The following is a 20,957-nucleotide window of genomic DNA, read 5'->3' as shown; positions in this document are numbered from 1 at the left end:
GGTGGCGATCACAATTACGCGACAGGTAATCGCCGCACCTACCCGACTCTGCTTCAATAGGTGCCATGAAACCCGCCCAGCCTCCCTCCGCCGACAGCACCGCCGTGCTGGATGACGCCGACGTCGCCCAGGCCAGCGCCGAGCCGCCCGAAGCCGCGCTGACCCGCTTCCCGCAACTGCTGCGCTTCTGGCGCACCCGGCGCGGCTACAGCCAACTGGCCCTGGCGCTGGCGGCCGGGGTGTCGCAGCGGCACGTGAGCTTTCTGGAATCGGCGCGTGCCGCACCCAGCCGCAACATGATCCTGCAACTGGCCGAAGAGCTGAACGTGCCGCTACGCCATCGCAACCAGATGCTGCTGGCCGCCGGCTTCGCGCCCGCGTACCCAGAGCAGGGCCTGGCCACGCCACCTGACGAAACCTCGCCGATGATGCAGGCGGTGCGCCACGCGGTGAAGCTGATCCTCGATAAGCAGGCGCCCTACCCGGCCATCGTGCTCGACCGCTTCTGGCACCTGCTCGACGCCAACGCCGCGCACCGGCGCCTAATGCGCTGGGCCATCGGTGACGACCGCTCTGAGGGTGCACCCGGCGCCGTCAACATGATGAAGCTGGTGTTCGACCCGACCGGGCTGTGGCCGGCGATTGTGAACCGCGAAGAAGTCGGCCGCTACCTCGCCCGGCGCGTGCGGCAGGAACTGGCCCTGCACGCCATCGACCCGGCCACGCAGCGCCTGCTGCACGACATTCGCGCGCTGCAGCCCGCCCTGTTCGATGCGGCGGAAGCGCCGTCGTCGCCCACGGCAGCCGGCACCGGCGATCCGCTGCCCTTCCTGCCCGTGACCGTGCAGCGCGACGGTGTGACGCTCTCGCTGTTCACCACGCTCACCACGCTCGGTACACCGCGCGATGCGGGGCTGCAGGAAATGCGCATCGAGTGTTTCTATCCGGCGGATGAAGCATCGCGGCGGGCGCTGGAACGGATTACGTTGTAAGCGCACACGCATTGCAACGAGAATCATTCTCATTTATATTGACCGGTCGATTTGTCTCCCATCGGCGGCCGCAGTGTCGCCATGTGCCTCATGACCGACCTGTCGCATCCCCCCATTTCGGCCGAACCCGGCGTCAAGCCGGCGGCAAACGCCCGCCCGGCCAAAGCCAAAGCCGAACACCCTGCCAACCACCGCGCCACCCTGGTGCGCTGGCTACGCAAGACACACGGCTGGTTCGGGCTGTGGGGGGCGGTGATCGGGCTGATCTTCGGCGTCTCCGGCATCTGGCTGAACCACCGCGCCGTGCTGAAACTGCCGGTGGCGCAGCAGCGCACGAACACGCAGATCGCCCTGCCCGATCCCATGCCCGCCACGCCCGAGGCCATGGGAGCGTGGCTGCAACAAACGCTAAGCATTTCGGAACCCGCCAACCGCATCCGCGTGGAGAAGGCCAAGCCTGTAGCCTGGGCCGAGCGTCCGGCCAAGGGGGAAGGTCACAAGGAGGCCAAGGAAGGTCAGGAAGGGTCGGGGGACAGCGCCGCCAAGACCGAAGGTGACACCCCGCGTGAAACCGCCAAGCCACTGATGCAGCCCGAGCAGTGGACCTTCAGCTTCGGCAATGCCACCACGCAGATCCAGGCCGAGTACTGGGCCGGCAACCGCTCGGTATCGATTCGCCAAACCGACAACGGCTTCCTCGCCACGCTCAACAATCTGCACAAGGGTGTCGGCATGACAGTGCCGTGGATTCTGCTGGTCGATACGCTGGCCGGCTGCCTGATCTTCCTGTCGATCTCGGGCCTGTGGCTGTGGGTACTGACCACCAAGCGGCGTACTGTCGGCTGGACGATCTTCGGGCTGGGGAGCGTGCTGACGCTTGGGCTGATCATCGCCCGGCTGTAACGCTTGCCCTTATTAAGGGCGGTCCACGCTCCGTTCTGTGAGCAGCCGCTGGATCGCCCGCATGCGCGCGCGCACCATCTCATCGCGGCGCTGCGCCACACAGGTCATCAGGATCTCGATGACTGTCAGATGCACCAGGTACGCCTCGGTGCCGACCCGCATCACCGCATCTTCCGGCACATCCACCGTCAGCGCGATCTGCGCGCGCTCGGCCAGCGGTGTGCCCGCCTGGGTGATGGCGATCACGCAGGCGCCCTGCTCCGCCGCGTAGGCAATCGACTCCAGCAGATACGGCATGCGCCCCACGTGCGAAAACGCCACCACCACGTCCGATGCACCCAGCGTGGCGGCCGACACCAACTGCAGGTGCGCATCAAAGTAGGCGTTGGACGCCAGCCCCAGCCGCATCAGCCGCGCCTGCATGTCGTTCGCCATGAACGACGAGGCCGCACCGGCCGCATAGCAATCGACACGGCGTGCGCGGGCGATGCGCTCGGCGGCGGCGTCGATGTGGGTGGCGGAAAGCGTGTCGCGCAGCCTTGCCAGCGCACGCGTGGCACCGTCGATGACCTTGCTGGCCACCAGTGCGGGCGGGTCAGCCCGGCCGACGTGGCCCGGCAGCGTCGGCTGCGCGTGCGCCAGTTCGGCAGCCAGCGTGGCCTTGAACTCGCGCAGGCCCTCGAAGCCGAGCGCCTGGCACATCCGCACAATGGTCGGCATCGACACACCCGCGCGCACGGCCAGCGTCTCGACCGATTGTTCGAGCGACAGCTCCGGCGCCTCCAGGATCAACCGCGCCACACCCTGCTGCGCAGGTGAAAGCGCGGGCAACTGGTCACGCAATGCATTGAGTACGGGCACGGAGAGCGAAGGCATGTCGGCGAGCAAGCGAAAACGTCGCCAGTGTAGCGGCAGCCCCGTGCCGCACCGCCGGCCCGAGGGAAAACCCCCAAGAATCTGTAAGTCCGCGGTTTACGCACACCGCACAAAGACCGTGCGCCGCCCCACCCGGCGAGGCGTGCGCGGCGCTTTGCCGGTGCGCGCGTAACTTCAACCCTTACAGACACGACTTGCCTGAGAGTCGGCCCCCGAGCCAATCCGGAAACCCACTCCGGCAATACAACGACAAGGGAGCCACATGACCACTTCGATCCGTTCCATTCCACTGTCCGCCGCCACACTGGCGGCCCTGCTCGCTTGCGGTGCCGCGCACGCGCAATCCAGCGTCACGCTGTACGGCGTGATGGAAACCGGCCTGCGCTACAGCACCAACAACGATGCCGCCGGCCACGGCAAGGCAGAAGAGGTTGGCGGCTACTACAGCGGCAGCCGCTTCGGCATTCGCGGGTCGGAAGACCTGGGCAACGGGTTGAAGGCGGTGTTCCACCTAGTCAGCGGTTTCGCATCGGACACGGGTGTCGGCTCGACCAACGACATGGGCATGGGCGGCTACAAGCCCACCACACCAGCCACGTCGCGCCTGTTCGGGCGTCAAGCCTATGTTGGCCTGGAGGGGGGCTTCGGCTCGCTCACGTTCGGGCGCCAGGAAAACCTGGTCTTCAACACGGCCGGCCAGTACGACGCGCTCGCCATCGGCAACCTGGGAGCAACGGCGTGGCACGTCACCGCCACCGGCGTGCGCATCGACAATTCGGTCAAGTACGTGGGCGATTTCAACGGCCTGCGCCCGGGCGTGATGGTCGGCATGGGCGAACAGGCGGGCGCGTTTTCAGCGGGCAACTACAGCGCGCTATCGCTCAACTACGCCAGCGGCCCGTTCGCCGTTGGCGGCGCATGGGAGCAACAGAAGGACCTGCTGTCGGTCGCCACCCGCACGTGGACGACGGGCGGCAGCGTGCAGGTCGGCCCCGCCAAGCTGATGCTCGGCTACATCAACTACCGCGACGGCACGCCCACCAAGAACGACCTGATCCTGGGCGGCGTGAAATATGACTTCAGTGGGCAATACAACCTGGTGGTGGGCGGCATGGCCACGCGCCAGCGCAACCCCGACGGCCTGCGCTACACCGCCTACGCGATCATGAACTACGTGGTCAGCAAGCGAACCTGGCTGTACGTCGGCATGGACTACACCCACCAGAAGGACGCCGGCACCGTGCTGGCCGCCGCGCTGCCCAAGTCGTCACAGACCGGCGTAATGGTGGGCATGCGCCACGGGTTCTAAGATCGACGCCCGACCTCCCCGGACATGGCGCTACCGCAAGCGTCTAGACGGTGTGGCCGTACCCTGCCCTAGATGGCGCCTTGAATTTTCGTAGGCGGGCGGAAAAAAGACGGGGAACTGTTTGAGCGAAGCGAGTTTTCCCCGTCTCCGCCCGCTTACGGAAATTCAAGGAATCTTTCGCCATCTCGGGCGCGCCTTTCTTTGCTTACTTTCTTTGGCAAGACAAAGAAAGTGAGTCGCCCCCGGCAGGGGACGAAAAGGGCGCAAACCAACAACGTCCTTAAGCAGTCGCCCCCGCAGGCGGCTCATTCGAGCCCAGCGATACCCTCTCCCCACCCACCTGCGTCATCCACTGCTCAAACGCGGGCGACGTCCGCAACACCGTAGCCGGCGTCGCCAGCGGCATCTTCGCCTCATCAAACGCATCCTTGAGCACGACATTGAAAGCACGCAGCACCTCGGCCTGCTTCTGCGGGCGGGTCTTGAAGCGGCCCTTGACGATCATGGCGCCGCCATTGCTGCTGTCAAAGCGGTCCAGTCCAAAGACTTCCGCACCACCCAGCAGCGTGTAGGCAAAGCGCGGCTCGCCGGCAATCTGGTCGGCTGCCGTGCGTACGAGGTCGATCGCCTTCTGCGGATCGGCATCCATGGCAACGCGCACCTCAAAGTCCGCAAACGAGTAATCGCGCGAGAGGTTGCGTACGGTCTTGATCTGGCTGAACGGAATCGAGTGGATCGCGCCCGTGCCGTCCCGCAATCGCACCGTGCGAATGGTCAGGCTGATGACGGTGCCGGTGGCCACCCCCACGTCCACCGTGTCACCCACGCTGATGGTGTCTTCCATCAGGATGAAGATGCCGGTAATCAGGTCCTGCGCCAGCGACTGCGCACCAAAGCCCACCGCCAGGCCGATCACCCCGGCGCCGGCCACCAGCGGCGTCACGTTCACGCCCAGGTTGGCCAGCACGCCAATGGCGGCCGTCACGATCAGCGTGACTTTCAGGCCGTTGCGCAGCAGCGGCAGGATCGTGCGCGCACGTGTGCTGGGCTGCGCGCGCGATGTGGCCGGTGACAACGCCCGCAGGATGGCCGTATCGAGCAAGATCCACGCGAGCCATGTGGCAAACACGGTGCTGATCAGCCCCGCCAACGCATCGGCAATGCGCCGCCCGTTTACGGAACTGTGCATCACCTCCACCAGCGTGTGGCCCCACACGCGCAGCACCAGCTCGACAAAGACGATCCAGATGCCGAGCTGCACCAGCGCCGCAAAGAAATGCTTGAGCCGCTCCACGTACGGTGACGTGCGCGTGAGCCGCAGGTGCGAGCGCCAGCTCGCGCGTGGGCGCACCACGGCGGTCAGGAAGAACGCCGCCACCAGCAGCAGCGAGGTCATCACCGCGCGGCGCGAGATGGCATCCACGTTGTCGGGCATGGTGAGCGTGGCCGCCACCGTCACGCCCGCCAGCACCACCACGGGCACCGGCCACAGCGCAGCAATCAACCGGCGGACCTCGTTGCCGGCGTGCTCGCCCTGACGCAGTTCCAACGGCCGGTTGGTAATCAACTGGCCGATCGGGCGCCGTGCCCAAAGCGCGCCCACTGCCAGCATGATCGACGACACCGCATTGCAGACGGTCGACAACAGCAGGCTGAGCGCACCGCCCAGCATCAGCGCCACGCGCGGATCCAGCAGCGCGTCGCCACAGGCGCCAAGGCTGGCGGTCAGGAAGATTGGCCACATGCCGTGCTTGAGCAGGTACTCCACGGCCACACGCCGGTGCGCACTGCCGGCAAACAGCGAGAACAACATCGCCACGCCCGCCGTGATGATCGCGCCCCATACGATGGCATACGCCAGCACCACCGCCAGCACAAAGCCCGGCGTGGCCTCGTGCTCCCATCGCATCAACACGGCAAACGACACCGCCCACGGGCCGATCTTGCGCAGTGCATCGACAAACAAGGCGCGCGTGGTCGGGTGGGCGCCAAGCCCGGCCTGGATGCCGAACATGCGACGCAGCAACCAGCCCAGGCCAAGCAGCCCGCCGGCAATGGCTGCCCAAACGGCGACGGTCCCCACAAAGTCGGTCACGATGCGCATGCGCCTCTCGGGCGCGACGAGCAGGCTGGCGTTGCCGCTGGCGGCTTCGAGGCGGCGCTGCCAGTAGCGCGGCGCGCCGGCTTCCACGTCGGCTTCCACCGAGCCGTTCTCGATCAGCGAGGCCACAGCGCCGAGCAGCCCCGGCGCCTGCTCGGCCTGCACCTTCTGCTGCGCAGTCACGCCATCGCGCAACTGCTTGAGTTCACCCACGAGCGCGGCGCGCTGCTGATCGTTGTCGAGCAGCGCGATGACGGCATCGAGCGATTCGCGTGTCTGCGCGGGTGTGGCCGCTGGCGCAGACGCGCTGCCACTGGAGGAAGGCAGCCCCGCCAACTTGGAGAACGACACTGGCGCCGCATGCGCGGCCCCCAGCATCAGGAGAAACAGCCCGAGCAGCGGCAGCCGCTGCGTCAATAACAGAAGGTGGGGGCGCATGATGAGGAAAGCGATCGTGCAGACACAGAACACTGCACCATACCCGAATTCCCTCGCGCCCTGCCCGTTGGCGCGGCGCCCGAGGCCTCAACGCTTGGCGCCCAGCGGCAGAGGGGCACGCCGCCACAGCCAGGCGGCTGTGCCCAGCGCGCAGAGCATCAGTGCCGACACCAGCGCCACCACACCGGGCCAGCCCCACGGCGCATACAGCTTGCCGCCCGCCGTGCCGATCAGACTGGACCCCAGGTAATACGCCAGCAAATAGAGCGCTGCAGCCTGCCCCTTGGCCCGCTGCGCGCGGCGCCCAACCCAGCCGCTGGCCACTGCATGCGCGCCAAAGAAGCCGAAGGTCAGCAGCGCAATGCCGCCAATCACCAGCACCAGCGGCGCCGCCAGCGTCAGCAGCACACCGGCCGACATCAACACCGTGCCCGTCAGCAGCATACGGCCGCGGCCATGCCGATCGGCCATGCGCCCAAACCATGCAGACGCAACGATGCCCAGCAGATACACCATGAAGATGCCCCCGAGCGCCGTCTGACTCAGGGAGTACGGCGCATCGAGCAGATGAAAGCTCGCGTAGTTGTAGATCGTGACAAAGCCGCCCATCAGCAGAAAGCCCATGGCAAACAGCGCACGCAGGCCGGGCTCGCGCAGATGCGCGGCAAGCGTGTCGAGCAAATCACCAAGCACCAGACCCTTGCGCGGCACAAAGCGGCGCGACGGCGGCAGCAACCAGATGAAGACCAGCGCAGCCACCAGGCACAGCCCGCCGGTCACGCCCATGGCGATGCGCCAGCCCGTATGGTCGGCCACCACGCCGGTCAATACGCGCCCGGCCATGCCGCCAAAGGCCGTGCCGCCCACGTACAGGCCCATCGCCATGCCCAGGCCCTGCGGGTGCACCTCTTCGGCCAGGTACGCCATCGCCACTGCCGGCACGCCGCCCAGCACGATGCCCAGCAACGCACGCGTGACCAGCAGGTCATGCCACCCTGGCAGCACCGCCGCCAGCAAGGTGAGCCCGGACGACAGCACTAGAGACCCGCCCATCAATGTCTTGCGGTGGATCGACTCCGACAGCAGCCCCGCAAACAGGATCGCAAACGCTAGCAGCAGCGTCGACACCGACAGCACGAGACTCGTCTGCGCGGGCGTGAGGCCAAAATCATGTGCCAGCAACGGCATCAGCGGTTGCACGCAATACAGCAGCGAGAAGGTGGAGAAGCCCGCGGCAAACAGCGCGAGATTGGCGCGCAGATAGCCGGGGTGCCCTCGGACCAGCCAGCGGGCAGGGTCGGCGGGTTCAATGGCGGGCGCAGATGTTGGCGCGGCGGCAGGCGCGCCGGAGGATGGAGCGTTCACAGCGGAAGAATGGGGCAACAAGCGCAAAGTCGACCGCCTATTATCGTTTGCAGTCACCTTTTCTGCTGCGATGCGGCACGCAGCGCTGGCCCTCCCTGACCCGGCCCGACCATGGAAACCACGCTCTATTACTGGCCCGAGATCCAGGGCCGCGGTGAATTCGTGCGCCTCGCGCTAGAGCAGGCGGCGGTGCCGTACACCGACATCGGCCGTGAAGACGAGGCCGCCATCGAAACCTTTCTCGACGATGCCGGCATCACCACACCGCCGTTCGCGCCGCCCTTTCTGGTGGCCGGCGAACTGGTGATCGCGCAGACGGCCAACATCTTGCTGTACCTTGGCCAGCACTACGGCCTGGCGCCGCAGGACGAGGCCGGCGGGCTGTGGACGCACGGCCTGCAACTGACGATTGCCGACTTCGTGGTGGAAATTCACGACACGCACCACCCGATCGCCTCGTGCGAGTACTACGAAGACCAGCAGACCGAAGCGCTGCGCCGCGCACAGGATTTCCTGACCAACCGCGCCCCCAAGTTCCTGCACTACTTCGAGCGCGTGCTCGATCGCAATCCCGTCGGCCCGACCTGGGCGGTGCGAGGCGCGCTCACCTATGTGGACTTGTCGCTGTTCCAAATCGTGGCGGGGTTGCGCTACGCGTTCCCGCGTCACATGCAGCGCTATGAACGCAGGCTGCCGCACCTGGTCGCGCTGCGTGATCGCGTGGCCGCGCAGCCAAACATTGCGGCGTATCTGCAATCGCCACGGCGTCTTCCCTTCAACACGATGGGTATCTTCCGCCACTACCCGGAGCTGGACGCGCTGAAATGAAAAACCCGGCGCAAGGGCCGGGTTTCATCCGACATTCTGTGCACATCTACGCACACGCTGGACGCTTACACCCCAATGGGCTCGTCTGCGTGGCCCAGGCAGAAGCCGCGGTGGTCGTGATGCGCGCACATCGGCATGACTTCGTAGCCTGCGGCGCGCAGCAGCACGGCGCGTGCAGCCACCTCGACCGGGGGCAGGGGCTGCCCGGTGTCGGTGTCCCGCACCAGCCGCCCCAGTTGGGCAAACGGCTGGCGCAGCAGATGTTCCAGATCCAGCGAACCGCAGTACCGCATCACATCACCTACTAGAAAACGCCTGTGCAGGCCGGCACGACAAGCCGGCGCGCACAGGTCACATCGATTCGTCGGCCAACTCGGTTTGCACGACCAGCGTCTCGCGCATGCGTGCATAGGCAGCACGCTGCGCCCAGATGGCATCCGTCAGAGCGGCGATGAGTGCCTCGCGCGGCAAACTCTCGGGCGACACGCCAAACTCCTGCCGCACGGTAGAGCGTGCCTCCGCCACTTCACTGCGCCATCGGCGCGTTGACTCACTTGCAACTCGCTGCGTCATGTTGTTCTCGTTGGTCGGTTTTAGCGCGGAGGGCGGCAGGCTTGAGCCCACTCTGACCGTGCTGGGGAAGGGATCGGCGGAATCGGTTCCGCTCTTGCCCATGAGAACGGCAGGCAGGGCCGAAACTTGATTGCCATGGCGAGGAGTTAGGGCCCACCCTCGTCCGAATGGGCTCCCCCGTTCGCGCAGCAACTTCACCATGCGGGCACGGCCCAATGGGTTCCGCGTTTGCTACGCCTTTGCACCCTGCTCCCGATGGAGCGCCGCCTATGGAGCACTGCATGCCCCGACCGACGTCCCTCCCGTTCCGCCTGCGGCACGCGCTGCTAGGCCTGGCCTGCCTGACCTGCACACTGGCCGCCCCCACCCTTGCCCAGGCCAGTGCACCCGACCCGCGCCAGTACATGCACGGCATTGGCGCCGTGCCGGCCACGGCCGCCAACACGTTCAACGTGTTCTTCAGCGCCTCGGGCCTGCCGCCACGCGGTGCCGATCGCAACGGCAGTTGGCCGCACGACGTGTACGTGGCCCAGTGGCATGCCGATACAGGCGTGCTGGACGCGCCGCGCATCTTCATCCAGAAACCAGAGGCGCAGGAGCCGGTCACGGTGGCGCGCAACCGCACCGGACAGGTGATGGTGTCGTTTGAAGACGGCTGGAACGCACCGGGAAACGTCACACAGCGCTATGGCATCTACAACACCGCGCTGCGCCCGATCAAGCCGTACCCGCAGCAGGTGGAATCGGGCGGGCACTCAGGCCACATCACGGCCGTGGGCGATAGTTTCGTGGTGTTCTATTCCGATGGCTGGATCAACGGCGGCGGCGTCGACAACCTCGGCAGCGGCAACGGTGTCTATGTGAAGGTGTACGACGGACGTGGCCGGCGCCTGCACGACATCAACATCGCCGACGAACGCCGCGAATGGTGGCCCATGATCGCGGGCGGCAATACGCGGGCACTGCTCGCCTGGCAGCAGTTCGTGCCTGGGCAGTCCGAAGCCAATCTGAAGATCGCGGTGTTGGACCCCGTCAGCGGACGCGTGACCGGCGAACAGCTCCTGCACAAACATCTGCAGTACTACACCTACAGCGTTGCGTGGTTGCCAGCGGTTGAGCGCTTCCTGCTGGTTGGTGTTGCCAAGGGCAATGGCTTTGCCGACTTGATCGACAGCGAGGGCAAGGTACGCGCGTCCATCTCCTGCATGCCGGCAACGGTGCGCGAAGCGGGCATCACCATCTCGGATCGCACCGCCTACACGCCGGCTGCCGATGGCCGCCTGCTGCAGTTCGCGGTGGGGCCGGATTCGCTCACGCTATCCGGCACGCTAATGGAAACGGGTGGGAAACCGGCTCAATGGCGCCCGGTAGGCAGCATCGGGCTGCTGCGCACCTCGGGTTCGCTCGATTGGCTGTCGCTCACAGAAAAAGGGTTGGAGCTGTTGCGCTTTGACCCAGCCAAGGCGCAACCACCCAGCGCGGTCGAGCAGTGCCGTTAGTCAGTGCTCAGCACGCGCAGGCGGACGAGACCGTCCCAGCGCGTTTGCAGCGCAGCGGCAATACGGGCGGGCTCGGCCGCCAGCGCAGCCGGCAAGATCAGGTCCATCTCGACCGCGCCATCCACATAGTGCAGTACACAGTGCCGGGCATCGAGCGGCGTGCCGGCAGGCAGCAGTTGCGCCAGCGCGGCGTGCAACGCATCACGATCGGGTAGCGGCAGCGGATCGGTCGCAATGCGCTCGCGCGGGTCGACGTGGATCTGCACATCGAGCACGGCCATGGCGGTGTGCGCGGCCAGCACACTGGCGCGGGCGCGCACGGCAATAGCGTGACCTTCGCTCACCGACACGCGCGGGTCGACTTCAATGTGGGCATCCACCAGTGCCTGATCGCCCGTCACGCGCGTGCGCAGGTCATGCACGTTGATGACCCCTGGCGTGGCAGCCAGGCTGGCGCGGATGTCCTGCACCTCTGAGGGCGGCAGTGCGCGGTCCATCAGATCGTTGAGCGCTTCCCACGCGAAGCGCAGGCCCACGCGACCGATCATCAGCCCCACCACGCAGGCAGCCAACGGGTCCAGCCAGTGGTAGCCCATCAGGTTGCCCGCCACGCCCACCGCCGCCACCAGCGACGACACCGCATCGGAGCGCGCATGCCACGCATTGGCAATCAGCATGCGCGAGCCAATGCGCTTGGCCACCGCCAGCATGTAGCGGAACAGCCCCTCCTTGGCGGCCAGCGCAATCAGCGCCACCACCAGGGCCAAGCCGTGCACCGGCGCCGGCCCCTGCGGCGAGCGCAGGCTTTCCACAGCCGCCCAGATCATGCCGGCACCGGCGGTCACCAATAGCAGGCCCAACCCGAGCGACGCCGCGTTTTCGTAGCGCGCGTGACCGTACTGGTGATCTTCGTCCGGCCCCTTGTGGCTGTTGCGGTTGGCGATGAAGACGATGCCATCGGCAATCAGGTCCGACAGCGTGTGCAGACCGTCCGCCACCAGCCCCTGCGAGTGCGACCACAGCCCCGCCGCAATCTGCCCCGCGGAGAGCAGGCAATTGACCCCGGCGCTTACGAGCGTGGAACGTTCGGCGCTCTGCTGGCGCGTGGCAGCCGATGGAGTGGTGGGCAGGTTGGGCGTCATGGCGATCGACAGATTTGGAGCGCGTGCATTGTGCCACGCACGAAGGCGTGCCCTCACATAGGACGCGCCACGTCACTTGTGACATGTCTTAACGAATTTGCACCAGAAGCGCGCAGATCGAGGGGCATTAATAAGACTTTTCCGATTTTCCCTCGTTGCTGCTTCAGCGATTCTCGGCAATGCGGCAAACAGGTTGCCGCACGTTACACGCTCTGGAGACTTGTTGACATGCAGCCCCCCATCCAACTCGTGATTGCAGATGACCATCCTGGCGTAGTGGCCGCGGTGCGGCACCTCGTTTCGCGGGTCGACGGCTTCGAGGTGGTGGGAGAAGCGAGCAGCGCCGACGAACTGCTCGCAGTGCTCGGCCGCGTGCGCTGCGACATCGCCATCACCGATTACGCCATGCCAGGCAGCCGCTACGGCGATGGCATCGTCCTGCTCGAATTCCTCGCACGCCGCCACCCGGACCTGCGCATCATGGTGCTGACCATGCTGGAGACGCGCGCGCTGATGAGCAACATCCTGCGTGCCGGCATCAAGGTCATCGTCAGCAAGGCTGACGAGCCGCGCCACATTCTCGAAGGCGTGCGCGCCGCGCTGAGCGATCGCATCTATCTCTCGCCGCAGCTCGACGCCCAGCTCATCCGCCGCACCGTCGCACCGGAACCGGCCGAGAACGACCCGATCAACCTGCTCGGCAAGCGTGAGCTGGAAGTGCTGCGCATGTACGTGACCGGCATGACGGTCAGCGAGATTGCCGTGCGACTGAACCGCAGCGTCAAGACCATCAGCGCGCAGAAGCAGACGGGCATGCGCAAGCTCGCGCTGACCACCGAGGCCGCTCTGTTCGACTTTGCCGTGCGACACGGCCTGCTTGGCACCTCCGAGGGCTGAGCCATGAGCTGGCGCGTGAGGTTCTCCCCCTTGTCGCCCCGGGGGCGGTTGCGTATGGGCATCGGTGCAGGCCTGCTGGCCTGCGCAGTTGCGCTGGCCTGGCTGAGCGGCGCGGGTAAAGCCCATGCGGAGGACGCCGCTCACGCCGTCCAGCTCTTTCACCAGATCCCGCCCAAGCTCACCGTGGGTGTCGTCGGGGAATCGATGATGCCGCTCGAAGGCGTGGCGGGCGACAAGCTCACCGGCTTCTCGGGCGACCTGCTGATACAACTACTGCCGCACGACCACGTGCGGATCACGCCTCGCGTGTTCAGCCGCCGCGACGAGCTGCTCAACGCGGCATGCCGAGGCGAGGTCGACATCATCATGAGCGTAGTGCCGCGCTCTCAGTACGACCGCTGCCTGGAATACTCCGCCCCCTATCTGGAGCGCCCGACTGCCGTGGTCGCACGCAGCGACAACACGCGCGTGGCACAGAATCCGTTCTTCTCCGGCGCGCGGATCACGGTGGAACAGGGCTCGCCGCTTGTGGAAGAGCTGCCGCGCCAGTACCCCAGCGTCCGCATGGTGAGCACACCAACGCCCACCGAAGCGCTCGACGCCGTGCTGCAGGGTGAAGCAGATGCCTATGTGGGCGTCACCTACCCGACGCGTGAGCTGATGTCGCAGCCACGCTACCGGCCCCTGTCGGTTGTACAACTGGTCAACCAGCAAGTCGATGCAATGCACTTTGCGGCGCCAAGCAACCGCGTCGCACTTATCCGCTACCTTGACCGCCATCTCGCACAGTTGCCAGATGCCGCCATAAGCGACCTGCGCACGCGCTGGATCACGCAGGGCGGCGCCAGCACCGTGGCCTTGCGGCTATCCGCCAAAGAACGCTCCATGCTGGCCGCGCTGCCGCCCCTGCGCTACGCAGCCGATGCCGACTACATGCCCTACAGCTTCAACGAGCAACGCGGCGAGTTGCTGGGCATCCTGCCCGAATACCTGAACTTTCTATCGCGCACGCTCGGCTTGCGCTTCGAGCGCGTGCAGGTACGTGACTGGGCTGATGCGCTGGCCAAGGCAAGCGCGGGCGAGATCGACATCCTGCTGGGCCTGTCCGATCAGGATTACCACCCGCCCGGGTTCACGTTCAGCCACCCGGTCGACACCACCCCGATGGTCATCGTCGGGCGCAACGATGCGCTGGCGGTGGCCGCACTGTCCGAGCTTGCAGGCAAGGTAGTCGCCCTGCCACGCAGCGATACGCTGGCCGACGTGCTGCGCAGGAACGTGCCGAGAATCCGCATCGTACCGGCCGCCTCGCCCAATGACGCACTGGCTCAGGTGGCCGCGGGGCAGGCCGACTTCACCATTGTCAACCTGCCGGTGGCGGACGCACTGATCCGCCATCACTTCCCTGGCGAACTGAAGGTAACGGGTTCGGCCAACCTGACGGAGAGCATCGGCGTTGGGGTATCGGCGCACTATGCGGCGCTGCAGCCGCTCATCAACCGTGCACTGTTCGCCATGCCGGAGGGTGAGCAGATCAGCATCCGCAACAAGTGGCTGTCGGTGAGCTATCAGTTGGGCCCGTCCGCCTCTGCACTGCTTGCCAGGTTCGGGCCGGTGGTGGCAATCGTGCTGGCCGCACTGGTGGCCTTGTTCATCAAGCACCTGCAACTGCGTCGCGAAAACCGGCAACGTCGATTGGCCGAAGAAACGCTCGCGCGCCAGCTGAACTTCCAGCGTGCGCTGATGGAGTCGGTACCCTTCCCGCTGGCGGCCAAGGATGCGCAGCACCGCTACGTTGCCGTGAACGCCGCCTTCTGCAACATGTTCGACCGCCCGCGCGAGGCGCTGCTGGGCCGCTCGCCGGGCGAACTCGGCCTGTATTCCGCGAGCAATATCGCCTACCTGTCCGACATCAACCGGCGCGCCCTGGAAACCGACGAAAGCACGCGCGAGGAAATCGCCATCACCACGCCCGACGGGCAATCGCGCAACGTGCTGTATTGGGTCGAGCCGTTCCACCTGCCCGGCGGCCAGCCTGGCGGCATCATCACCTCGGTTGTTGACGTCAGCGAGATCCGCGAAGCCCAGGCGCGCGCCGAGCGCCTGGAGCGGCGCCTGCGCGAGGTGACCGAATCGCTGCCGGCGCTGGTCTACCAGTTCGAGATGGCGCCGGATCAACCTCCGGGCCGGATGACCTATGCAGCCGGCAAGGCTTACGAGACCCTGGGCGCCCATCCCGACGACCTGCTGACGTATCTGTCCACGCCTGCGCTGCTGATTCATGAAGAGGATCGCCAGCGCATGGAAGAGATGCAGCACGCCTCCGCGCAGCACCTGACACCCTTCGACTTGCAGTTTCGCCATGTCTGCGACGATGGCTCGATCCGCTGGCTGCATGCGCGCTCGAACCCGCACCGGGAAGCGAATGGCCGCATCGTCTGGAACGGCTACCTGAGCGACGTCACCGCAGAGCGGGAACAGGCCGACGCACTGGAAGCCGCCAAGAATGCGGCCGAATCGGCGTTGCTGGCCAAGGATCGTTTCCTGGCCATGATGAGTCATGAGATCCGCACGCCCATGAACGGCGTGCTGGGGCTGGTCGAGCTATTGCAGCAAACCAAGCTGGAGGGCGAGCAGAAGCAGATGGTGTCGCTGGTACAGGATTCGGGCCGCGCGCTGCTGCACATCCTCGACGACATCCTCGACTACGCCAAGATCGAAGCGGGTCGCCTGGACATCCTGCCGGTGGACACCGATCTGCGCGAGCTGTTTGACGGCACGGTCGGCCTGCTGGCCAGCCGCGCGCATGAAAAATCGCTGGCGGTACACGTGGACGTGGCAGCCAACGTGCCGGCCACGGTGTCGGTCGACAGCGTGCGCGTGCGGCAGGTGCTGTTCAACCTGCTCTCCAACGCCATCAAGTTCACGGATCGCGGCAGCATCAGTCTCAAGGCCGAATGCGCCCGCGTTGACGACGGCGCCGCGCAGATCGCCATCCATGTCACCGACACGGGCATCGGCATCACCCCCGAGGTGCAGGCCACGTTGTTCGCGCCGTTTGTACAGGCCGAGCGCTCGACCACGCGCAACTACGGCGGCACCGGCCTGGGCCTGGCGATCTCGCGGCAGCTTGCCGGGCTGATGGGCGGCACGCTCGACATGGACAGCGCCCCCGGGCGCGGCACGACCATCACGCTACGGTTGCCGGTGCCGGTTGTGGCGGCCCGCTATGCGCTGCCGCAGTTGGCCGGCCGCAGCGTTGCCATCGACGTGGACTCGGCCATCGATCACCGCTGCCTCACGCAGTTTGCCGAGGCAGCAGGACTGCATGTCACGTCGGGGGCCCGCGCAGACATGCGCTTCACCACATCGCAGCAGGCGCAGCCAGGAGCCATCCGCATCACGCGTGAGGTGCGCTACGCCAAGCGTGGCGCAGTCCTCAGCGTCAATCCGTTGAGCTGGCTTGCCTTCCTGCACGCCTGCGAGCGTGCCCTGCCCCAACCGGTGGTGATGAAGCCGGCCAGCACGCCAGCGCCCGTCGCACCGCTTGCAATGCCCAACCAAGCGCTGGGCGCACACATCCTGGTGGCAGAAGACCACCCGATCAACCGCGAGCTGATCGCCAAGCAACTGCGGTTGCTGGGATACCGCGTCACGCTGGCTGAAGACGGCATCGCCGCGCTCGAACGCCTGCGCGAGGGCCATTTCGACGCGCTCGTGACCGACTGCCACATGCCGCGCATGGACGGATTCGACCTGGCCGCGCACATCCGCAAGACGGAACAGGAACGTGCGGATGCCGCGCGCCTGCCCATCATCGCCATCACCGCCACCACGTTGGCCGAAGAACACGCGCGCTGCCGCGCCGTCGGCATGGATGGCAGCCTGCTCAAACCGACCACACTGGCCACCTTGCAGGAAGCGCTGTCGGCACTCTGGCCGGCCACGCCAGGCCCCGAGGACGCGCCAGACGCGGGCGCTGCGGCAGACGACGACGCCATCGCCGTGTCGCTCGACGATCTGCAGCGCACGCTGGGCACCGGGCCGGCTGCGGACGGATTGGTCGGGATCTTCCTGTCGTCACTGGATGACGATGCGCAGCAGTTGCGCCCACTGTTGAACACCGCCAACCGCACCGCCCTGCGCCAATGGGCACACCGCACGGGCGGCGCCCTGGCCTTGCTGCGCAGCCCCTCCGTCGATGCCGAAATGCAGGCCTTCCGCCATGCCATCCACAGCGCCGCCGACGCCGACTTGCACACGGCCGGCGAGCGTGTGATGCGGTTGCTCGCGCACCTTCAACGGCTGATGACAGCGCTCGAAACCGCCAGCCAGGGCGTTGTGCACCGCACGCAAGTGACGGATTCATAAGGAAAATCCGTTTCAAGCGCCTGATGCGCCGCTTTTAGATGTTCTTTTCCAATCGGTCGATTGACTCGACCGGGGGCGCCTCCTACGATGACATCGATCAATGTCACATTAAGAGGCGCCCATGATGTCATGTGGTGCCCGCGGAGACACCACGTGAATGCACGGTCCGATTTTCCTCGCGCCGACTCGTCTGCCTCGGCCGCGCACGGCGGCGACGCCCCCGCGCTGGTCGACGTTGCCATCATCGGCACCGGCTTTGCCGGGCTGGGTATGGCCATCCAGCTCAAGCAGCACGGCATCGACAACTTCCTGGTCTTCGAGAAGGCCGGGTCGGTGGGCGGCACGTGGCGTGACAACCACTACCCGGGCTGCGCGTGCGACGTGCAATCGCACCTGTACTCGTTTTCGTTCGCGCCCAATCCAGATTGGTCGCGCATGTATTCACCGCAGCCAGAAATCCGCGCGTACCTGGAGCGCTGCACCGATGAATTCGGCGTGCGCCCGCACGTGCGCTTCCATCACGAGTTGGCGCGCGCCGCCTTCGACGATGCCGCCGGCGTGTGGAACCTGGAGATGGCCGACGGCCGACGCTACCGCGCACGCACGCTCATTTCCGGCATGGGCGGCCTGAGCCGCCCGTCGTGGCCGAACATCCCCGGCATCGAAACCTTCCAGGGCAAGGCGTTCCACTCGCAGTTGTGGGAACACGACTACGACCTGCGCGGCAAACGTGTCGCCGTGATCGGCACGGGCGCGTCGGCCATCCAGTTCGTCCCGCAGATCGCACCCAAGGCCGGCCGCGTCGATCTATATCAGCGCACCCCGCCGTGGATCCTGCCCAAGCCGGACCGCAAGGTCTCGCGTGCCGAGCACTGGCTGTTCCGCCACCTGCCGTTCACGCAAAAGCTGATGCGCACCAGCATTTACTGGATGCTCGAATCGCGTGTGCTGGGCTTTGTGATTCACCCCAAACTGATGAAGGCGGTGGAGCGCATGGCGCGCAGCCACATCAAGCGCCGCATTGCCGACCCGGTGCTGCGCGAGAAGGTCACGCCCGACTACACCATCGGCTGCAAGCGCATTCTGATCTCGAACGATTACTACCCGGCACTCACGCGGGAGAACGTCGACGTCATTACCACCGGCATCGCACGTGTCGAGCCGAATGCCATCGTCACCACCGACGGCAAGCGGCGCGAGGTCGATTGCCTGATCTTCGGCACAGGCTTTCATGCCACCGATCCGTTCCCGCGCGGCGTGCTGCTTGGCAGCCAGGGCATGGACATCGTCGATGCATGGCGCAACGGGGCAGAAGCGTTCCTGGGCACCACGGTGTCGGGCTTCCCGAACTTCTTCATGGTGGTGGGCCCCAACACGGGGCTCGGCCACTCGTCGATGGTGTTCATGATCGAGTCGCAGGTGGCGTACATCGTCGATGCGCTCAAGTCGATGCGCGCGCATAACGTGGCGACCATCGACGTACGCCTGGACGTGCAACGTCGCTTCAACGACGGCATCCAGAAGCGGCTGTCGAATGCCATCTGGTCGGCCGGTGGTTGTGTGAGCTGGTACCTCGATCCAAAGACCGGCAAGAACACCACGCTGTGGCCGGGCTTCACGTGGCAGTTCCGCCGCGCCACCGCAAGCTTCCGCCTGGCCGACTACCGCACGCGCCCGATGGCCGTGCCCAAGGGCGTACCGCTGCGCGTGCCCGCCCGCACCGTGCCTGCTGCTACCGACACCACCCCCAACGAAGAAGCGCTCGACCGCGCCTGACCTGCGCGCAAGCCTCCCGGAGACCACGTCATGAAGTCATTCAACAACAAGGTTGCCGCCATCACCGGCGCCGCGTCCGGCATGGGCCGCACGCTGGCGCTGCAACTGGCGCGCGAGGGCTGCCACCTCGCGCTGGCGGATCGCAATGAAGCTGCGTTGGCGCAGACGCTGCAGCTCGTCCGTGCGCATGAAGGTGACCGCATCCGTGTCACCACGCACGCCGTCGACGTGGCCGACCGTGCCGCCGTCTACCGCTGGGCCGAAGAAGCCGCCGCCGCGCACGGCAAGGTCAATCTGATCTTCAACAACGCGGGCGTGGCCCTGTCCAGCACGATCGAAGGCATGGACGACGACGAGCTGGCCTGGATCATGAACATCAATTTCTGGGGCGTCGTGCACGGCACCAAGGCCTTCCTGCCGCTGCTCAAGGCGAGTGGCGATGGGCACATCATCAATACGTCGAGCATCTTCGGCATCTTCGCGCAGCCGGGCATGGGCGCCTACAACGCCAGCAAGTACGCCGTGCGCGGCTATACCGAGGCACTGCGCCAGGAACTGGACCTGATGAACTGCGGCGTGTCAGCCACGTGCGTGCACCCCGGCGGCATCAAGACCAACATCGCCAAGTCGAGCCGCGTATCGCCGAGCATGAACGGCTTCCTGGTGCGCGATGAGCAGCAGGGCAAGGAAGAGTTCGAGAAGTTCTTCATCACCACCGCCGAGAAGGCTGCCGAAGTCATTCTCGATGGCGTGCGCAAGAACAAGCGCCGCGTGCTGATCGGCCCGGATGCCCACGCCGCCGATGTGATGGCCCGCCTGCTGCCCGCCGCCTATCAGGCATTGGTCGTGCGCGAGGCCCGCCGCACACGCAAGAAGGCACTGCGCGACGACGCAGCGCCGGCCACCGCACGCGCCAAGTAAAGACCGGAGCCGGCCGATGAAAACCATCGCATCCACGCCGCCGCTGAACACCGCTTCCGGTGAACTGTTCGCCAGCCCCCCGCGCGCAACGCTGCTCAACGTCGCCCGCGCGATGCTGCGCCCCGGCCGCATCGGCCTGCGCAGCATCGGGCGCGACGTGTTGATCGCCCGTTACGCCAAGCCGCAGTCGCGCTACCTGCCGCTGATGGGCACGCGCGTGCACTACACCGATGAAGGCGCCGCCAACGCCGAGGGCACGCTGTTACTAATCCACGGCTTTGGCGCATCGCTGCACACGTGGGATGGCGTGCTGCCCCAGCTCACGCGCCGCTACCGCGTGATCCGGCTGGACCTGCCGCCGTTCGGCATCACCGGGCCGTTGCGCGACGCACAAGGCCGCCCGCGCGCGATGGAGTTGCCGCTGTATCGCGACTTCATCGACGCGTTTGTCGATTCGCTCGGGCTGTCCAAGCTCACGCTGATCGGCAACTCGCTCGGCGGCATGGTGTCGTGGGACTTTACGGTGCGGCACCCGGGCCGTGTCGAGAAGCTCGTGCTGATCGACTCAGCCGGCTTCCCGATGAAGCTGCCGATCTACATCGACCTGTTCAACCACCTGAGCGTGCGGCTGACGTCGCCGTGGATGCTGCCCGAAGGCATCATCCGCGCCGCCACGCGCGATGTGTATGGCGACCCGTCGCGCGTGTCCGAACCCACGCTGCGCCGCTACGCCGATTTCTTCTATGCCGACGGTGCCCGCCAGGCCATCGGCCAGATGGTGCCGAAGTTCCGCTTTGACGATGTCGATACCAGCGGGCTGGCCGCTATCCGTGTGCCGACGCTGATCCTGTGGGGCCAGCGCGACCGGTGGATCCCGCCCGCGCATGCCGGTGAATTTGCCCACCGCATTCCAGGCGCCACGCTGCGCATGTATCCGGCGCTCGGCCATATCCCGATGGAGGAAGA

General features: G+C 66.2%; 16 protein-coding genes. 10 read left to right on the top strand and 6 right to left on the bottom strand.

The genetic code is table 11. The features are described from left to right. The first annotated feature begins 65 nt into the window (after window positions 1-65). Complete coding sequence (locus tag JHD73_RS14135) at window positions 66-992, top strand: helix-turn-helix domain-containing protein (RefSeq protein WP_199030908.1); 927 nt, start codon at window positions 66-68, stop codon at window positions 990-992. A gap of 90 nt (window positions 993-1,082) precedes the next feature. Beyond that, window positions 1,083-1,895, top strand: a complete 813-nt coding sequence (locus tag JHD73_RS14130; protein ID WP_199030917.1) for a PepSY-associated TM helix domain-containing protein — start codon at window positions 1,083-1,085, stop codon at window positions 1,893-1,895. A 12-nt stretch (window positions 1,896-1,907) separates the two neighbouring features. Here JHD73_RS14130 and JHD73_RS14125 read toward each other — a convergent pair whose 3' ends face one another. Further along, window positions 1,908-2,771, bottom strand: a complete 864-nt coding sequence (locus tag JHD73_RS14125) for a MurR/RpiR family transcriptional regulator (RefSeq protein ID WP_199030907.1) — start codon at window positions 2,769-2,771, stop codon at window positions 1,908-1,910. Between the two features lie 262 nt (window positions 2,772-3,033). On the opposite strand from JHD73_RS14125, the gene JHD73_RS14120 reads away from it, so the two are divergent. Next, window positions 3,034-4,080 (top strand): porin, encoded by a 1,047-nt coding sequence (locus tag JHD73_RS14120; RefSeq protein WP_199030906.1) that lies wholly within the window; start codon window positions 3,034-3,036, stop codon window positions 4,078-4,080. Window positions 4,081-4,360: 280 nt separating this feature from the next. Here JHD73_RS14120 and JHD73_RS14115 read toward each other — a convergent pair whose 3' ends face one another. Beyond that, window positions 4,361-6,619, bottom strand: coding sequence for a mechanosensitive ion channel family protein (locus tag JHD73_RS14115; RefSeq protein ID WP_199030905.1), 2,259 nt, complete (start codon window positions 6,617-6,619; stop codon window positions 4,361-4,363). A gap of 87 nt (window positions 6,620-6,706) precedes the next feature. Then, window positions 6,707-7,984, bottom strand: a complete 1,278-nt coding sequence (locus tag JHD73_RS14110; RefSeq protein ID WP_199030904.1) for an MFS transporter — start codon at window positions 7,982-7,984, stop codon at window positions 6,707-6,709. A 111-nt stretch (window positions 7,985-8,095) separates the two neighbouring features. Between JHD73_RS14110 and JHD73_RS14105 the strand changes: the two genes are divergently transcribed. Continuing rightward, window positions 8,096-8,812 carry a glutathione S-transferase gene (locus tag JHD73_RS14105; protein ID WP_199030903.1) on the top strand — a complete coding sequence of 239 codons (717 nt, stop codon included), beginning with the start codon at window positions 8,096-8,098 and terminating at the stop codon, window positions 8,810-8,812. 65 nt (window positions 8,813-8,877) lie between these two features. Here the strand turns inward: JHD73_RS14105 and JHD73_RS14100 are convergent, their stop codons facing one another. Both JHD73_RS14100 and JHD73_RS14095 read right to left on the bottom strand, forming a co-directional pair. Then, window positions 8,878-9,105, bottom strand: coding sequence for a hypothetical protein (locus JHD73_RS14100; protein ID WP_199030902.1), 228 nt, complete (start codon window positions 9,103-9,105; stop codon window positions 8,878-8,880). Between the two features lie 58 nt (window positions 9,106-9,163). Then, window positions 9,164-9,385, bottom strand: a complete 222-nt coding sequence (locus JHD73_RS14095) for a hypothetical protein (protein ID WP_199030901.1) — start codon at window positions 9,383-9,385, stop codon at window positions 9,164-9,166. 281 nt (window positions 9,386-9,666) lie between these two features. Between JHD73_RS14095 and JHD73_RS14090 the strand changes: the two genes are divergently transcribed. Beyond that, the gene (locus JHD73_RS14090) at window positions 9,667-10,884 is read left to right on the top strand and encodes a hypothetical protein (protein ID WP_199030900.1); all 1,218 of its coding nucleotides are present in this window, start codon (window positions 9,667-9,669) and stop codon (window positions 10,882-10,884) included. Here the strand turns inward: JHD73_RS14090 and JHD73_RS14085 are convergent. Beyond that, entirely contained in the window at window positions 10,881-12,026 is a 1,146-nt protein-coding gene (locus JHD73_RS14085; protein WP_199030899.1) for a cation diffusion facilitator family transporter, read from the bottom strand. The genes JHD73_RS14090 and JHD73_RS14085 overlap by 4 nt on opposite strands. A 228-nt stretch (window positions 12,027-12,254) precedes the next feature. Between JHD73_RS14085 and JHD73_RS14080 the strand changes: the two genes are divergently transcribed. From JHD73_RS14080 to JHD73_RS14060, 5 genes are all read left to right on the top strand, one after another. After that, on the top strand, window positions 12,255-12,923 hold the full coding sequence (locus JHD73_RS14080) for a response regulator transcription factor (RefSeq protein WP_199030898.1): 669 nt from the start codon (window positions 12,255-12,257) through the stop codon (window positions 12,921-12,923). Window positions 12,924-12,977: 54 nt separating this feature from the next. Continuing rightward, the gene (locus tag JHD73_RS14075) at window positions 12,978-17,294 is read left to right on the top strand and encodes a transporter substrate-binding domain-containing protein (protein ID WP_199030897.1); all 4,317 of its coding nucleotides are present in this window, start codon (window positions 12,978-12,980) and stop codon (window positions 17,292-17,294) included. 153 nt (window positions 17,295-17,447) lie between these two features. Next, a complete protein-coding gene (locus JHD73_RS14070) occupies window positions 17,448-19,070 on the top strand; it encodes an NAD(P)/FAD-dependent oxidoreductase (protein WP_199030896.1) in 1,623 nt (540 codons plus the stop codon). Between the two features lie 30 nt (window positions 19,071-19,100). Then, window positions 19,101-19,991: an SDR family oxidoreductase gene (locus tag JHD73_RS14065; RefSeq protein ID WP_199030895.1), complete on the top strand. Its 891-nt coding sequence runs from the start codon at window positions 19,101-19,103 to the stop codon at window positions 19,989-19,991. A gap of 43 nt (window positions 19,992-20,034) precedes the next feature. Continuing rightward, the coding region (locus JHD73_RS14060; RefSeq protein ID WP_199030916.1) for an alpha/beta fold hydrolase at window positions 20,035-20,957 on the top strand (923 nt) is incomplete at its 3' end.

The sequence above is a fragment of the Ralstonia sp. ASV6 genome (assembly GCF_016429285.1).
Taxonomy (GTDB): Bacteria; Pseudomonadota; Gammaproteobacteria; order Burkholderiales; family Burkholderiaceae; genus Ralstonia; species Ralstonia flaminis.
The sequence above is the reverse complement of the archived record's forward strand: the minus strand, read 5'-3'. Positions and strand labels throughout refer to the sequence as shown.

Bases quoted from the DNA above. Each gene is read 5' to 3' on its own strand.
- JHD73_RS14135 (WP_199030908.1), top strand. From the start codon at position 66: ATGAAACCCGCCCAGCCTCCCTCCGCCGACAGCACCGCCGTGCTGGAT.
- JHD73_RS14130 (WP_199030917.1), top strand. From the start codon at position 1,083: ATGACCGACCTGTCGCATCCCCCCATTTCGGCCGAACCCGGCGTCAAG.
- JHD73_RS14125 (WP_199030907.1), bottom strand. From the start codon at position 2,771: ATGCCTTCGCTCTCCGTGCCCGTACTCAATGCATTGCGTGACCAGTTG.
- JHD73_RS14120 (WP_199030906.1), top strand. From the start codon at position 3,034: ATGACCACTTCGATCCGTTCCATTCCACTGTCCGCCGCCACACTGGCG.
- JHD73_RS14115 (WP_199030905.1), bottom strand. From the start codon at position 6,619: ATGCGCCCCCACCTTCTGTTATTGACGCAGCGGCTGCCGCTGCTCGGG.
- JHD73_RS14105 (WP_199030903.1), top strand. From the start codon at position 8,096: ATGGAAACCACGCTCTATTACTGGCCCGAGATCCAGGGCCGCGGTGAA.
- JHD73_RS14100 (WP_199030902.1), bottom strand. From the start codon at position 9,105: ATGCGGTACTGCGGTTCGCTGGATCTGGAACATCTGCTGCGCCAGCCG.
- JHD73_RS14095 (WP_199030901.1), bottom strand. From the start codon at position 9,385: ATGACGCAGCGAGTTGCAAGTGAGTCAACGCGCCGATGGCGCAGTGAA.
- JHD73_RS14090 (WP_199030900.1), top strand. From the start codon at position 9,667: ATGCCCCGACCGACGTCCCTCCCGTTCCGCCTGCGGCACGCGCTGCTA.
- JHD73_RS14085 (WP_199030899.1), bottom strand. From the start codon at position 12,026: ATGACGCCCAACCTGCCCACCACTCCATCGGCTGCCACGCGCCAGCAG.
- JHD73_RS14080 (WP_199030898.1), top strand. From the start codon at position 12,255: ATGCAGCCCCCCATCCAACTCGTGATTGCAGATGACCATCCTGGCGTA.
- JHD73_RS14075 (WP_199030897.1), top strand. From the start codon at position 12,978: ATGGGCATCGGTGCAGGCCTGCTGGCCTGCGCAGTTGCGCTGGCCTGG.
- JHD73_RS14065 (WP_199030895.1), top strand. From the start codon at position 19,101: ATGAAGTCATTCAACAACAAGGTTGCCGCCATCACCGGCGCCGCGTCC.